General features: G+C 71.6%; 11 protein-coding genes and 3 pseudogenes. 5 read left to right on the top strand and 9 right to left on the bottom strand.

Going from position 1 to position 14,066, the window contains the following annotated elements:
• Positions 1-148 precede the first annotated feature (148 nt).
• From RLT59_RS08225 to RLT59_RS08205, 5 genes and pseudogenes are all read right to left on the bottom strand, one after another.
• Positions 149-832: a DUF6084 family protein gene (locus tag RLT59_RS08225; protein ID WP_311302810.1), complete on the bottom strand. Its 684-nt coding sequence runs from the start codon at positions 830-832 to the stop codon at positions 149-151.
• Positions 829-1,389 (bottom strand): annotated as a pseudogene (locus RLT59_RS08220) (DUF5947 family protein). The gene RLT59_RS08225 and the pseudogene RLT59_RS08220 overlap by 4 nt, the downstream one beginning before the upstream one ends.
• 89 nt (positions 1,390-1,478) lie before the next feature.
• Positions 1,479-2,246, bottom strand: coding sequence for a NifU family protein (locus tag RLT59_RS08215; RefSeq protein WP_311302809.1), 768 nt, complete (start codon positions 2,244-2,246; stop codon positions 1,479-1,481).
• A gap of 172 nt (positions 2,247-2,418) precedes the next feature.
• Positions 2,419-2,910 (bottom strand): annotated as a pseudogene (locus RLT59_RS08210) (nickel-dependent hydrogenase large subunit); the annotation flags it as partial.
• A 290-nt stretch (positions 2,911-3,200) separates the two neighbouring features.
• Positions 3,201-4,194: pseudogene (locus tag RLT59_RS08205) on the bottom strand (hydrogenase expression protein HypE).
• A 258-nt stretch (positions 4,195-4,452) separates the two neighbouring features.
• On the opposite strand from RLT59_RS08205, the gene RLT59_RS08200 reads away from it, so the two are divergent.
• Both RLT59_RS08200 and hypB read left to right on the top strand, forming a co-directional pair.
• Positions 4,453-4,782, top strand: a complete 330-nt coding sequence (locus tag RLT59_RS08200) for a hydrogenase maturation nickel metallochaperone HypA/HybF (RefSeq protein WP_311302808.1) — start codon at positions 4,453-4,455, stop codon at positions 4,780-4,782.
• 3 nt (positions 4,783-4,785) lie between these two features.
• A complete protein-coding gene (gene hypB, locus RLT59_RS08195) occupies positions 4,786-5,583 on the top strand; it encodes a hydrogenase nickel incorporation protein HypB (protein WP_311302807.1) in 798 nt (265 codons plus the stop codon).
• Between the two features lie 55 nt (positions 5,584-5,638).
• Here the strand turns inward: hypB and RLT59_RS08190 are convergent, their stop codons facing one another.
• On the bottom strand, positions 5,639-6,415 hold the full coding sequence (locus RLT59_RS08190) for a VOC family protein (RefSeq protein WP_311302806.1): 777 nt from the start codon (positions 6,413-6,415) through the stop codon (positions 5,639-5,641).
• A gap of 232 nt (positions 6,416-6,647) precedes the next feature.
• Between RLT59_RS08190 and RLT59_RS08185 the strand changes: the two genes are divergently transcribed.
• Positions 6,648-7,478: a sulfurtransferase gene (locus tag RLT59_RS08185; RefSeq protein WP_311302805.1), complete on the top strand. Its 831-nt coding sequence runs from the start codon at positions 6,648-6,650 to the stop codon at positions 7,476-7,478.
• 103 nt (positions 7,479-7,581) lie between these two features.
• Here the strand turns inward: RLT59_RS08185 and sepH are convergent, their stop codons facing one another.
• A complete protein-coding gene (gene sepH, locus RLT59_RS08180; RefSeq protein WP_311302804.1) occupies positions 7,582-8,640 on the bottom strand; it encodes a septation protein SepH in 1,059 nt (352 codons plus the stop codon).
• Positions 8,641-9,136: 496 nt separating this feature from the next.
• Between sepH and RLT59_RS08175 the strand changes: the two genes are divergently transcribed.
• On the top strand, positions 9,137-10,189 hold the full coding sequence (locus tag RLT59_RS08175) for a hypothetical protein (RefSeq protein ID WP_311302803.1): 1,053 nt from the start codon (positions 9,137-9,139) through the stop codon (positions 10,187-10,189).
• 30 nt (positions 10,190-10,219) lie between these two features.
• On the opposite strand, the gene RLT59_RS08170 is transcribed toward RLT59_RS08175, so the two are convergent.
• Entirely contained in the window at positions 10,220-11,542 is a 1,323-nt protein-coding gene (locus RLT59_RS08170; protein WP_311302802.1) for an FAD-linked oxidoreductase, L-gulonolactone oxidase family, read from the bottom strand.
• Positions 11,499-12,746: an MFS transporter gene (locus RLT59_RS08165; protein ID WP_311302801.1), complete on the bottom strand. Its 1,248-nt coding sequence runs from the start codon at positions 12,744-12,746 to the stop codon at positions 11,499-11,501. The genes RLT59_RS08170 and RLT59_RS08165 overlap by 44 nt, the downstream gene beginning before the upstream one ends.
• Positions 12,747-12,911: 165 nt before the next feature.
• On the opposite strand from RLT59_RS08165, the gene RLT59_RS08160 reads away from it, so the two are divergent.
• Complete coding sequence (locus RLT59_RS08160) at positions 12,912-14,039, top strand: ferrochelatase (RefSeq protein ID WP_311302800.1); 1,128 nt, start codon at positions 12,912-12,914, stop codon at positions 14,037-14,039.
• Positions 14,040-14,066: the final 27 nt, after the last annotated feature.

The raw sequence follows: 14,066 nt of genomic DNA, 5'->3' as shown, positions 1-14,066 counted from the left end.
TCACCGAAGCTCGCCGCCTCCGCGTGCGGCGGGCCGAGCACCCCGAACTGCCAGCGCGAGCGGTTCTTGTTGGAGCTCGCCCGGTACGGGTAGAGCAGATATCCCTCGTACAGGACGGCGTCCGCGATCGAACGCACCTGGTCGAGACTCATCGCGGTACCACCTCGTCGAGACATGCCGGTTCGACGCCCACCGAGCCCACCTTGTCGTGCCCGTCCAGGAGGGCCTGGACCGTCTCGTCCCAGCTGATCAGCCCGCGTCGGGCCCGGAAGTCGGCGAAGCGCGCCAGCACCTCGTGGTCCAGCCTGATCCACCCGGTGTTCGGGAAGTGCGCCGCCACCATGCGCCGCCACACCTCGACCGGCATGGCGTACCGGGCCTCGCAGTCCCACGGCACCTGCTCGACCCCGAAGCCCTTGCTGCCCCGGGTGAAGACCGTGCCGGAGAACATCAGGGCCAGCGGGACAGAACCCTCGCCGAGGGCGTGCAGATAGCGGGAGCCGATCACGTCGAAGTCGTAGGTGCAGGGCAGCGCGAGGTCGGTCTCCGTCGCCCCGCTGAACCCCTGCACCGTGGTGTCGCAGCTCATCCACTGGAACGGCTTCAGGGTGTCCGTCCAGCGTTCCCGGCCACCGAACAGGGCGTGCAGACCGCTCTGTTCGGCATCGTCGTAGTGGCGCCGCTGCGGCTCGATCCGGACCTGGCAGTGCAGCGCCACGGCGTGGATTCGCCGGCCCGTCCGCTCCTCGATCCGGAGCCTCGCCGTCAGCTGTGGCGAGGCCGCGTACGGCTCGGCGAAGATGTTGAGTACGGAGAACGCGAAGTCGTTCACGGCGCCACGGCCCCCTCGGCGGGACGGCTGCGGTCCGCCACCCGGGCGAAGAAGGCGTCCATCGCGGTGCGCGCCTCCGAACCGCCGTCGAAGCCGCGCCACAGCGTGCGCAACTGCCCCACCAGCTCGTAACAGGCGTCGATCGGCACCAGATGGCACGAGCCGCCGCTGTCCGCCGTGCGCCTGATCAGCAGCGCCTCCACGTCGGGGCGCAGTCCGGCCAGGACCGGGCTCGCCTCGACGACGGCCTCTCAGGCGTCCAGTGGCAGTTCCGACTCGGTGGCCCCGGCCGGACCCGGATAGAACGCGACCATCCGGTCCTGCACGGAGTTGCGGAACAGGAAGGCGAGCCCGACCGGGATCTGCAGCTCGTCCCAGGCCCGCCCGTCCACGGTCAGCCCGGCGAAGTGCAGATAGTGCTCGGGCACCGCCCGGTAGCGCAACCGCGCCCCCTCGTCGGTGAACAGCAAGTAGCAGGCCCGGCAGCCGCACATCAGGGCGCGGCTGTCCAGGTTCACCACATGAGGATGCTCTTCCCCGATGGGCTCCGCGCACATCTCGCAGCGCTCCCCGGTGGCGGGCGGCGGCCGGTCGCGGCGCAGGCGCAGCAGCGTGGACGCCGGCGAAGCGGAACGGCCGGCCGCGATCACGGCGCCACCGTCACGGGCACCGATACGGAGACCTCGCCGCCCTCCGCGAGCAGCGGCAACGGGGCCAGATGGGCGTCGTCCTCGTCCAGGCAGACACCCGCCCGCCGCACGTCGTAGTGGGCCCGGCAGCCGGCGCAGCGCAGGATCGCGTCCCCCGAGCCACCGCCCAGCCGCCGCGCCAGCGCCGCACCCTCGAACGGCCGCTCGCAGCGCGCGCACCGGTCCTCGAAGGCGAAGAGGTCCGCACTCACCCGGCAGACCACCACCGGCATCCGGCCGACCTCGACCCGGGCCATGGCGCCGGACTCCAGCGCGGACAGCTCCGGGACGACCTCCCAGGACGCACCGTCCCCGGCGGCCCCGCCGGCATCGGTGTGCAGCCGGGCGAACAGCAAATCCACCGGCACCAGCGGGCCCGCCGCCCCGGACTCCTCCGCGGCGGTCTCGACCTCGATCGAGGTGATCTCAGGAGCCGCCGCCTCCACCGCGCCTCGCACGGCCAGCTTCAGCGTGACCGGGGAGGACGGGCAGCCGTCGCAACTGCCCAGCAGCCGCAGCCGGACCGCGCCCTCCTCGCTGACGTCCAGCAGCTCGACATCACCGCCGTGCGAACCCAGATACGGCCGCACACTCTCCAGCGCCTGCTCGACCCGGGTCTCCACGCCGTACGGGTGCAGCCCGTGCACCAGCAGGACACTGGCCACCAGATCGTCACCGGCCAGCGCGGCCAGCACGTCGTCGTCCAGCCGCCCCTGCTCGTGCACGAGGTCGAGCAGCCGTTCAAGGCCGGCACCGTAGAAGTCGACGACCAGCCGGCCCAGTTCCTCGCTGCGCTCGCTGCGCTCGCTGCGCCCGCGCCGCTGGCGGCGATCAGGGTGTCGATGCGGTCGCCGGTGGCCCGCCAGTCGGGCTCCGGCGGGACGTCCTCCCGCGCCATCACTCGCCGCCCGCGGACTGGGTGGGGGAGTGCAGCAGTTCCAGCTTCTTGCCCTCGCCGAGGTACATGTGCACGCCGCACGGCAGACAGGGGTCGAAGCTGCGCACCGTGCGCATGATGTCGATGCCCTTGAAGTTCTCCCGGTCGTTCTCCTCGAAGATCGGCTGGCCCTGCACGGCGTCCTCGTACGGGCCCGGCGTGCCGTACGTGTCGCGAGGGCTCGCGTTCCACGGGGTCGGCGGGTACGGGTGGTAGTTGGCGATCTTGCCGTCCCGGATCACCATGTGGTGCGAGAGCACCCCGCGCACCGCCTCGGTGAACCCGCAGCCCACACCCTCCTCAGGCACCTCGAACTTCTCTCAGGTCTTGGTGTTCCCGGACCTGATCTCCGCGAGCGCCTTCTCCGCGAAGTGCAGCGCGCAGGCGGCCGCGTACGCCTGGAAGTAGCTGCGCGCCCGGTTGCGCTCGATGGTGTTGCTCCACTTCGGGACGTTCAGCGACCGCATGATGTCGCCGATGGTCTTGTACCCGTGGGCCTCGGCGTGCGGGGACTCGGTGCGGTTGGCCTGCTCCAGCACCCCGGGGTTGGTCTCCGCGACCATCTTCTGCTTGAAATCGATCTTCGTGTAGATGCCCAGGCTGCCGACGATCCGGGTGATGGGATCCCACGCCATTTCGACCAGGTCGTTCTTTCCCTGGCCTCCCCGGGCACCCTTGGCTTGCGTCGCGGTCATGTGCGCCGCCTCGTCTTTCTCTTTGTCGCCGTGATTTACGCGGTCACCTACCAGGTGCGTGTGGCGCCGGTCGTGAGTTCCCTGCCGGGCTTACGCCATTTCGGTTCGCGGTCCAGGGTGTGGGTGGTGATGTGGCGCAGCCGCCGCATCGTGGAGCCGTACGGCCCGACCGCGTTGGTCGAGAGCTTTCCGCCCGGCGGCTCGTCCATGAACGGCATGAACTTGTCCGGGAACCCCGGCATGGTGCAGCCGATGCAGATGCCTCCGACGTTGGGGCAGCCGCCGATGCCGTTCATCCAGCCGCGCTTGGGCACGTTGCACTTGACCGTGGGGCCCCAGCAGCCCAGCTTGACGATGCACTTGGGCGAGCCGTACTCCGTCGCGAAGTCGGCCTGCTCGTAGTACCCGGCCCGGTCACAGCCCTCGTGCACCATCGAACCGAACAGCCACGTCGGCCGCAGCGCGTCGTCCAGCGGGATCATCGGCGCCTGCTCCGTCGCCATGTAGAGCAGGTAGGTGAGCGTCTCCGACAGGTTGTCCGGCTGGATCGGGCACCCGGGAACGCACACGGTCGGGATGCCGGCCTTGTACTTCCAGTCCCAGCCCAGGTAGTCGGGCACCCCCATCGCGCCGGTCGGGTTGCCCGCCATGGCGTGGATGCCGCCGTACGTCGCGCAGGTGCCGACCGCGACGACCGCGGTCGCCTTCGGGGTCAGCCGGTCGAGCCACTCGCTGGTGGTCATAGGCTGACCGGTGGCGGGATCGTTGCCGAATCCGCACCAGTACCCCTCGTCGTGCAACTGCTCGTTAGGAATGGATCCCTCGACGACCAGGACGAACGGTTCGAGTTCCCTCCCGGTCGGCCTTGAAGAACCATTCGAGGAAGTCGTCGGCACCGCCGTTGGGGCCGCACTCGAAATCGATGAGCGGCTGAGTAGCCGCCGTCAGCGAAACGGAATCGCCGTCACAGCTCAGCCCGGCATTGATCCACAGAACGTGGATCAGGGTGTCCTCCGCTTCTACCGCTTCCTCTGTCGGCATGGAGGTGCCGCCTTTCAGGATGATGACCCACCGGGCCATAGGCCCCCACGGATGGGTACGCGCACATTGCTACCATCACGCCCCGATTCGGGTGGACCGGCAACACGGGGAATTCCCGTGCCGCCCCGTTCGCGGGGGCCGAATGACCGCAGGCCCGTGGACCGGTCGGGTGATCCGGCCCGGCGCCGGTCCGGTCGGGGCGGGCGCGGCCGACCGCCGCCCTACGGTCGGAGCCACCCCAGGAAGGACGAGGCACCGGTGCACGAGCTGGCCATCACACAGAGCGTCGTCGACTCGGTGTGCGAGCGCGACGGGGGGCGTCCGGTCCGTACCGTCCGCGTCCGCGTCGGTGTCCTCACCGCCGTGGTGCCGGACTCGATGCGCTTCTGCTTCGGCCTGGTCACCGAGGGAACGGCCGCGGAGGGCGCCGAGCTGGAGATCGAGCAGCCGCCCGGGACCGGCCGTTGCCGTACCTGCGCTGTCGAATTCACCCTGACCGACCTGATTCTGCTGTGTCCCTGCGGCAGCGCGGATGTGGAGATCACATCGGGACAGGAACTGCAGATCGTTTCCACGAGAGTGGGCTGAACCATGTGTGGCACCTGCGGTTGCTCCGAGGAGTCCGGCGGGACCCGGATCACGATGCTGCGCGAGGACGGCGAAGCGGATCACGGCCACCCGCATCCACACCCGCACGAGCACCCGCACCCGCACCCGCACCCGGGCGTTCAGCCGGACGTCGCCGTCGAGACCGTCACCATCGAGCAGCGGGTGCTCGCCAAGAACGACCTCCTCGCGGAGCGCAACCGGACGTGGATGACGGAGCGCGGTGTCGTGGCCGTCAACATGATGAGCTCACCCGGCGCCGACAAGACCACCCTGCTCGAACGCACCATCACCGATCTCGCCGGCCGCCGCCCGGTGGCCGTCGTCGAGGGCGATCAGGAGACCCGGCTCGACGCCGACCGGATCGGCCGCACCGGCTGCGCCGTGGTGCAGGTGAACACCGGAGCGGGCTGCCACCTGGACGCGGAGATGATGCGGGACGCGCTGACCGCGCTGTCCCCGGCCCAGGGCTCGCCGCTCATGGTGGAGAACGTCGGGAACCTGGTCCGCCCTGCCCTGTTCGACCTGGGCGAGCGCGCCAAGGCCGTGATCATCTCCGTCACCGAGGGCACGGACAAGCCGCTGAAGTACCCGTACATGTTCGCGGCCGCCGACCTGATCCTGATCAACAAGGCCGATCTGCTGCCCTACGTCGACTTCGACGTCGAGCAGTGCACACGGCACGCGCGCTCGGTCAACCCGGACGTGCGCGTGCTGACGGTCTCCGCGACCACCGGCGAGGGCCTGAGCCACTGGTACGACTGGCTCGCGGCGCAGCGGTAGCGCGCACGTCGGGAACGAGGGGCCGCGAGCCGTCGCCGGCCCCTCCGTCTCCCTCTCAGCGCTTCGCGGACCGCACGATCGTGAACGCCGCACCCTCGGGATCGGCGACCAGCGCCACCCTGCCGGAAGCGCCCTCCCTGGGGGCCTGGAGGATGTGCCCGCCGAGCTCCACCACGTGCTGCGCGGCCTCGTCCGTGTCGGCGACCTCGAAGTACGTCATCCAGTGCGGGCCGCGGTCCCTCGGCAGGCCGTGGCCGACCCCGTGCAGCGACGCGACCGGGCGGCCGTTCAGGTGCAGGGTCTGGTAGTCGAAGTCGGCCGAGACCACGGCCTCCGTCCCGTAGCCGAAGACCGCCTGGTAGAACTTGGCGACCGTCGCCGTCTCCCGGGTCACCAGCTCGTTCCAGACCGGCATTCCGGGCGCTCCGGCCAGTGAGGTGCCGATGTGCCGGCCTGCCTGCCAGATCCCGAAGACGGCTCCGCCCGGGTCGGAGGCGATGGCCATCCGGCCCGCCTCGCCCGCGTCCAGCGGCCCGACACCGACCGTGCCGCCGCAGGCACGGATCGTCTCCGCCGTGAGATCGGCGTCGTCGGTGGCCAGGTAGGTCGTCCAGGCGATCGGCAGGTGCCGGTCGGGAGAGAGCTGCCCGATGCCGGCCACCTCCTCGCCGTCGATCAGCGCCCGGACGTACGGGCCCAGCTGCTCCGGGCCCGGTCCGAACTCCCAGCCGAACAGTTCGGCGTAGAAGTTCTGGGTCGTGTCCAGGCCGTGCACGATCAGGCTCACCCAGCAAGGTGTTCCGGGTGTACGCCGAGCGGCAGCCTCGGTCATCGTCACTATCTCCTCGGACCATCGTGGTGGCCGTACGGGGGAACGGGCCTGCGCGCCGTCGTGCGGTACGGGATGTGTACGCCCCGCGCAGATGCTCGCACCACCCGGCGCTCGTTGCGCCCCGGCCGCGCCGCACTTTCCGTGATCTCGACGGACGAGGCTCCGCTTTGTGCAGGTACGACCATTTCTTCGTTGTTACGGGCGGGCAGGCCACTGCGCGAGGATGGCTCCCATGAAGCCCATCATCTCCGCATCCGAATGTGCGAGCGAGTCGGCGGGGCCTCGGCCGCCGGTGCTCCTGGACGTACGTTGGCAACTGGGCGGTCCGCCCGGCCGGCCCGACTACGAGGCCGGGCACATCCCCGGGGCGGTCTACGTCGACCTGGACAGCGAGCTCGCCGGCCCGGCGGGCGACGGCGGCCGCCACCCGCTTCCGGACCCGGCTGAATTCGGCGCCGTGATGCGCCGCGCCGGGGTCGGCCGGGACAGCTCGGTGATCGTGTACGACGGCGGCCAGGGCTGGGCGGCGGCCCGCGCCTGGTGGCTGCTGCGCTGGACGGGGCACCGGGACGTCCGGGTGCTGGACGGCGGTCTCGCAGCCTGGACCGGCGAGCTGTCCAAGGAGACCCCGGTCCCCGCGGAGGGCGACTTCGTTCCCGAGCCGGGAGCGCTGCCGCTGCTGGACGCGGACGGCGCGGCGGCCCTGGCGCGCTCGGGCCTGCTGCTCGACGCACGGGCCGCCGAGCGCTACCGGGGCGATGTGGAGCCGATCGACCGGGTGGGCGGACACATCCCCGGCGCGGTCTCCGCCCCCACGGTGGAGAACGTCGGATCGGACGGGCGCTTCCTGCCGGCGGAGGCGCTGGCCGCACGCTTCACCGGACTGGGCGCCGACGGGGACGCCGTGGACGTCGGCGTCTACTGCGGCTCCGGCGTCTCGGGCGCGCACGAGGTGCTGGCCCTGGAGGTCGCCGGGTTCACCGCTGCTCTCTACGCGGGCTCCTGGTCCCAGTGGTCGGCCGACGAGACCCGGCCGGTCGCCACGGGCCCCGAGCCCCGGTAACGGGACGGTGGGCCGTAACCGGGTGGCGGGGTTACGTCGACGCAGCGTGAAGGGGCCCGTACGCAAGCGCGTACGGGCCCCCGTCATGCCGCGGTCACCCCGGTCAGTCCTGCTTCTTGCGGCGCGTGCCGAAGACGATTTCGTCCCAGCTCGGCACCGCTGCCCGGCGGCCCGGCCGGACGCCGTCCGCCTCGGCCTGCCGGTCGGTCGTGCCGGTCAGCCGGTCGCGGTGACCGGCCACCGCGCGCGGCATCAGCACATCCGCGTAGGCGGAACCGGCGCCCGCGGAGGCGGCCGGCGGCTCCTCGGCCTCCGGCTCCTGCGCGGCCGGTTCGATGGCCGGCGGCTCGGGCGGGGCGGGGCGCTCCGGTACGACCATGTCGCCCCGGAAGCTGGGCACGGCCTCCAGGAGGCTGGTCAGCGAATCGCGTTCGCTTGCGGTGACCCCGCCGACGCGCTCCTCCGGCTCCGGCGGCGGAGGCGGCGCGGGACGCTCGATCTGGCGGTCCAGGGCGCGGTCCAGCGGCCGGTCGCGCGGCAGCCGGGCGATCCGCGGGACGAACGGGAAGCTCGGTTCGGGCGCGGCGACGTCGTCGGTCTCACCGATCAGCGAGCGCGCCTCGTCGTCCACCGCCTGGACGAGCCGGCGCGGGGCGTCGTACGTCCAGCTCGCGGAGTGCGGCTCACCGGCGACCCGGTACACCAGGAGGACCTCCCAGGTGCCGTCGTCGCGGCGCCAGGAGTCCCACTGGACGGTCTCCTTGTCGGCGCCGCGCAGCAGGAGGCGCTCCTGCACCGCCTCGCCGAGCTGGGGTCCGGTGTTCTCGCCGGGGCGGCGCACCGGGGTCTTCCGGGCGCGCTCGGCCATGAAGGCGCGCTCCGCGAGTACGGGGCCCTCGAAGCGGCGGACGCGGTCGACCGGGATCCCGGCGAACTGGGCGACTTCCTCCGCCGACGCGCCGGCCCTTATCCGGGCCTGGATGTCGCGGGGGCGGAGGTGGCTCTCCACCTCGATCTCGATCTGACCGAGCCGTGCCCGGTCGTTGCGCACGGCGGCTCGCAGCCGCTCGTCGATCGGGAGGGTGTACTCCGTGCTGTCTGCAGCCTTGAGCACCAGTCGTGTGCCGTCGTTGGAGACGGCCACGACACGCAGTTCGGGCATGGGGACCTCCCGGGTGGTGCCTGCCGACGTCACGTGCGTCGCTGCTTCCGCTAGTCGAGTGTGACCTGCCCGGGTGCAGCCTGCCACAACATTGCCGTGTTGCCCGGCGTGTCGGGCGTGAGCCCTTGATCGCCGGTCTGGCACGGTGACCTCTTGCGCAACACAAAGTATCAGTTGGTCACTCTGTGCAGCCGGCCCCCGTGCGATGCCGCGGCGCCGCCGGATCGAGTGCCTCCTTCGGCCCCCTCCCGAAGGTTCCGGACTTCCACGCGGGAGTCCGGCCCCAGGGCTCGCCACAGTACTCCATTCGGGCCATGTGGGTGGACCGCCGCGCCGCTGAAGTTCTCGCGAGGTACGGGAGTTGAGCTGCCCCGCTGAAGGCGGGATGACCCTCTCGCGTGTCCTGCTTCACAGAATCACCGTAAACGGAACTATCGGCTTCGCTCAAATGTCCCTTCTGTTGCATGGTGGGAGCGATGTCAATCAAGGGCTGGAAATGGTGCAGAAGCCGGAAAGTGACATAGAACCCAGAGAAAGGCGGATCGATCTCAGCCTGCCCCAGGTCGCGGGCAGTGCGGTCGCTGCGGTCGCTGCGGCGGTGGCGGCCTCACAACTGGGCGTGTACGGAACGATTCTCGGCGCCGGGGTGATGAGCATCGTGGCGACCTGCGGGGGCTCGGTCTTCCAGCACTTCTTCCGTCGTACGGGTGAACAGATCCGCGAGGTCACGGTCCAGGTGAAGCACCCGGACCGCGAGGTGACCGTGCACACCCGCCAGACGCGTGTCGCCCTGCGGGAGCCGGCCGGATCCGCCGACGCCGCCGCGGTGCCGTCCGCGATGGACGCCACGAGGCTCCTGCGCCGGCCGGACGCGGCGACCGCGCCCCAGGACGCGGACGCCACCACCGTGCTGCGCGCCGTGGACGAGACCACCGTCCTGCGCAAGGTGTCGCAGGACCCCGCACGCACCCAGCTGATCGGAACGGTCGACGGAACCCGGCCGCTCGCGACGGCTTCCGGGGCCGGGGACGAGGAGTTCACGCAGGCGACCACGCACGGCACCCGGATCCGCGGCTGGAAGCGCTCGGCGCTCGGCGCCGCCGTGGTGTTCGCCGTCTCGATGGCCGGGATCACCACGTTCGAGCTGGTCTCGGGCAACGACCTGAGCGGCGGTCAGGGAACCACCGTGGGCTCCGTCGTACGCGGCGAGCGCGGATCGGCGCCCGCCGACCCGACGCCGTCGCACAGCACGGACCCCGGCCGGGACGACCGGCCCGCCCCGGACCGGAGCGGCAGCTCCGCTCCCGGCACCGGCCAGGAGCCGGGCGGACGGAGCCGGAGCCCGGAAACGGACCGGGACGAGAGCCCGACGGCGGACCCGACCCCGACGCCGACCCCGTCGGATTCCGCGGCCGACCCGGCGCCTCCGTCGCCCACTCCCATCCCGTCGGAGGCGGGCGACGGCAGCAGCACCGCCCCGGGCCCGGCGGGCACGGACAACGCCCCGGCACAGCAGAACCCGCCGGCCGGCACGGACACCGGGGAGTGAGCGGGCCCGGCCTGACCCAAGCGACAGGCCCTAGTCGCCCAGGACCCGGCGCAGGTAGTCGTTGGCGAAGAGGCGGTCCGGGTCCAGCCGGTCCCGGACCGCGGTGAACTCCCCGAAGCGCGGGTACACCCCGGCGAGGTAGCCGGCGTCACGGGTGTTGACCTTGCCCCAGTGCGGGCGGCCCGCATGGGCGGTCATGATCCGCTCCACCGCCGTGAAGTACGCCTGGTAGGGCGTGCCCCGGTAGAGATGGACGGCGATGTAGGCGCTCTCCCGGCCGGAGGCCGTGGAGAGCGCTATGTCGTCGGCGGGGGCGGTACGCACCTCCACCGGGAAACTGATCCGCAGCGGTGAACGCTCCACCATCGCCTTGACCTCGCGCAGCGCCTCCACGGCGGCCTCGCGCGGCAGGGCGTACTCCATCTCCACGAACCGCACCCGGCGCGGGCTGGTGAAGACCTTGTACGGGATGTCGGTGTAGGTACGGGCGGACAGGGCGCGGCTGGAGAGCTTGGCGATCGAGGGGATCGTGCCGGGTACCGCCCGGCCGAGGGCGCAGGCGGCCTGGAAGATCCCGTTGGAGAGGAGCTCGTCCTCGATCCAGCCGCTGACCTTTCCGGGCGGAGCGGCGGGGCCCGCACTGCGGTTGTTGCGCTTGGTGTTGCAGTTGCCGGTGTGCGGGAACCAGTAGAACTCGAAGTGCTCGTTCTCAGCCACCAGCTGATCGAATTCGGCCGTGACCCGGTCGAAGGCCATCGGCTCCTCGCGGGCGGTCAGCAGGAAGACCGGCTCCACGGCGAAGGTGATCGCCGTGATGACGCCCAGGGCGCCGAGCCCGATCCGGGCGACGGCGAAGATGTCCGGGTTCTCGGTCGCCGAGCAGGTCAGCACCGTGCCGTCCGCCGTGACCAGCTCCAGGGCGCGGATCTGTGCGGATATCGACGCCGAGTCACGCCCGGTGCCGTGGGTGCCGGTGGAGGTGGCCCCGGCGACCGTCTGGTCCATGATGTCGCCCATGTTGGTGAGCGAGAGGCCCTCGCGGGCCAGCGCGGTGTTGAGGCGCTTCAGCGGGGTGCCGGCCTCGACGGTCACCGTCATCGCCGCACGGTCGATCTCCCGGATGCCGGTGAGCAGCTCGGGGCGTATCAGCAGCCCGTCGGTGGCCGCGGTCGCGGTGAAGGAGTGGCCGGTGCCCACCGGCTTCACCCTCAGACCGTCCTCGGAGGCCCTGCGCAGCTCCTCGGCCAGCTCGTCCACGGAGGCGGGTGACACGGTCCGTACCGGGCGGGCGGTGACGTTCCCCGCCCAGTTACGCCACGCGCTCGTCGCCGTCCGTGCGTAGGTCTCGGTCATCTTCCCCGCGCCCTTCCGTAGGAACCGGCCCACTGAGCCGGCGGTACCCCAGGAACGCCACCGCGGCCGCGACCGCCCCCGCCACCGCGGGCACCGCGTACCCCGCCTTCGCCCCGGACGCGTCGACCACCCAGCCGGCGGCCGAGGAGCCGAGCGCCACACCTACGGCGAGCCCGGTGCTGGTCCAGGTCATGCCCTCGGTCAGTCTCGTGCGCGGTACGTGCTGTTCGACGAGAGCCATGGTGGTGACCATCGTCGGTGCGATGGCGAGGCCCGCGACAAAGAGCGCCACGGCCAGGAACGGCAGGTTCCCGGCCAGTTGGAGGGGGATCATACTCACGGCCATCGCGCACACCCCCACCAGCCACCGGCCGGACGGCCTGCCCTTCAGGTGGAGCAGGCCGAACACCGCCCCGGCGAGGCAGGAGCCGAGCGCGTACACGGCCAGTACGAGGCTCGCCGCGGCCTTGTGGCCGCGCTCCTCCGCGAAAGCCACCGTGACCACGTCGATCGCCCCGAAGATCGCCCCGGTCGCCACGAACGTCACCACGAGCACCTGGAGGCCGCGGGAGGTCAGCGCGGAGCCCTTGGTGTGCCGCGCGTGCGGATGCGGCACCGGCTCCGTGGCCCGCTGCGCGGTCAGCCAGAAGACGCCGGCCAGCAGGAAGCCGGCGGCCAGCAGCGGACCCGCCTCCGGGAACCAGGCGGTGGACAGGCCGATCGAGATGATCGGCCCGAAGATGAAGCACACCTCGTCGACGATCGACTCCCACGAGTACGCGGTGTGCAGCTGCCGGGCCGAGCCCCGGTAGATCTCCGCCCAGCGGGCCCGGACCATCGAGCCGACGCTGGGGACGCAGCCGGCGCCGGCCGCGAACACGAACAGGGTCCAGTCCGCCAGCCCCTGCTGCGCGCAGACCAGCAGACCGGCCACCGACGCCAGCGCGACCAGCGTCACCGGGCGCAGCACCCGGCGCTGCCCGTGCCGGTCGACCAGCCTGGATATCTGCGGCCCCACCACGGCGGCGGCCATCGCCAGCGTCGCGGAGAGCGCGCCCGCCAGCCCGTATCGGCCGGTCAGCTGGGAGACCATGGTCACCACGCCGATGCCCATCATGGACAGCGGCATCCGGCCGAGGAAGCCGGCGGCGGAGAACCCCTTGGATCCGGGGGCGGCGAAGATCGCGCGGTAGGGACTGGGCACGGGGTACTCCGGTACGCGTGGTGCGGTCACACGCGGTGTCAGGGGTGAATGCGGCCTTCACAGCTTACGGCCTCACCCGTGACCGCCGCCGGGGCCGGGGCCGGCGGCCGTGCGGTGCGGATGTCGGTGGGAGCGGCGCGGGGGGCGGGTGGCAGGATCGATGCCATGTCCGATCTGCGTGAGCCCGCTCCCTACGACGCCCTGCTGCTGCTCTCCTTCGGGGGTCCCGAAGGCCCCGACGACGTGGTTCCGTTCCTGGCGAACGTGACCCGCGGCCGGGGCATCCCCGAGGAGCGGCTGAAGGAGGTCGGCAAGCACTACTTCCTGTTCGGCGGCGTCAGCCCGATCAACGGCCAGAACAGGGCGCTGCTGGACGCCCTGCGCAAGGACTTCGCGGATCACGGACTCGACCTGCCGGTCTACTGGGGCAACCGCAACTGGGCGCCCTACCTGACCGACACCCTCCGCGAGATGGTCAGGGACGGACGCCGTCGCATCGCCGTCCTGGCGACCAGCGCCTACGCCTCCTACTCCGGCTGTCGGCAGTACCGCGAGAACCTCGCCGAGTCGCTGGCCGCCCTGGAGGCCGAGGGGCTGCCGGTGCCGCGCGTGGACAAGCTGCGGCACTACTTCAACCACCCCGGCTTCGTCGAGCCGATGGTGGACGGCGTGATCGCCTCCCTGGCAGACCTGCCGGAGGACGTAAGGGCCGGGGCGCACCTCGCCTTCACCACGCACTCCATCCCCACCTCCGCGGCCGACTCCTCCGGACCGGCGGAGGCGCACGGCGACGGCGGCGCGTACGTCGCGGAGCACCTCGACGTGGCCCGGGTGATCGTCGAGGCCGTCCGGGAGCGGACCGGTGTCGAGTACCCCTGGCAGCTCGTCTATCAGTCGCGCAGCGGCGCCCCGCACATCCCGTGGCTCGAACCCGATATCTGCGATCACCTGGAGCTGCTGCACAGCGACGGCGTTCCCGCCGTGGTGATGGCGCCCATCGGCTTCGTCTCGGACCACATGGAGGTCCTGTACGACCTCGACACCGAGGCCACGGAGAAGGCCGCCGGGCTGGGCCTGCCGGTCCGCAGGTCCGCGACCGTCGGCGCCGACCCGAGGTTCGCGGCCGCGGTGCGCGACCTCGTGCTGGAGCGCGCCGCCACCGAACAGGGCCGGGACCCGCGGCGGTGTGCCCTCGGGGCGCTCGGGCCGAGCCATGACCTCTGCCCGGCCGGCTGCTGCCCGGCCCGCGCGCTCAAACCGGCCGCCGCGGGCGCCGACAGCCCCTACGCGTAGAGCGATCCGATCCGTACCCCTCACACC

Source organism: Streptomyces sp. ITFR-6 (genome assembly GCF_031844725.1).
GTDB lineage: Bacteria > Actinomycetota > Actinomycetes > Streptomycetales > Streptomycetaceae > Streptomyces.
This window is presented reverse-complemented; position numbering and strand designations above follow the sequence as displayed.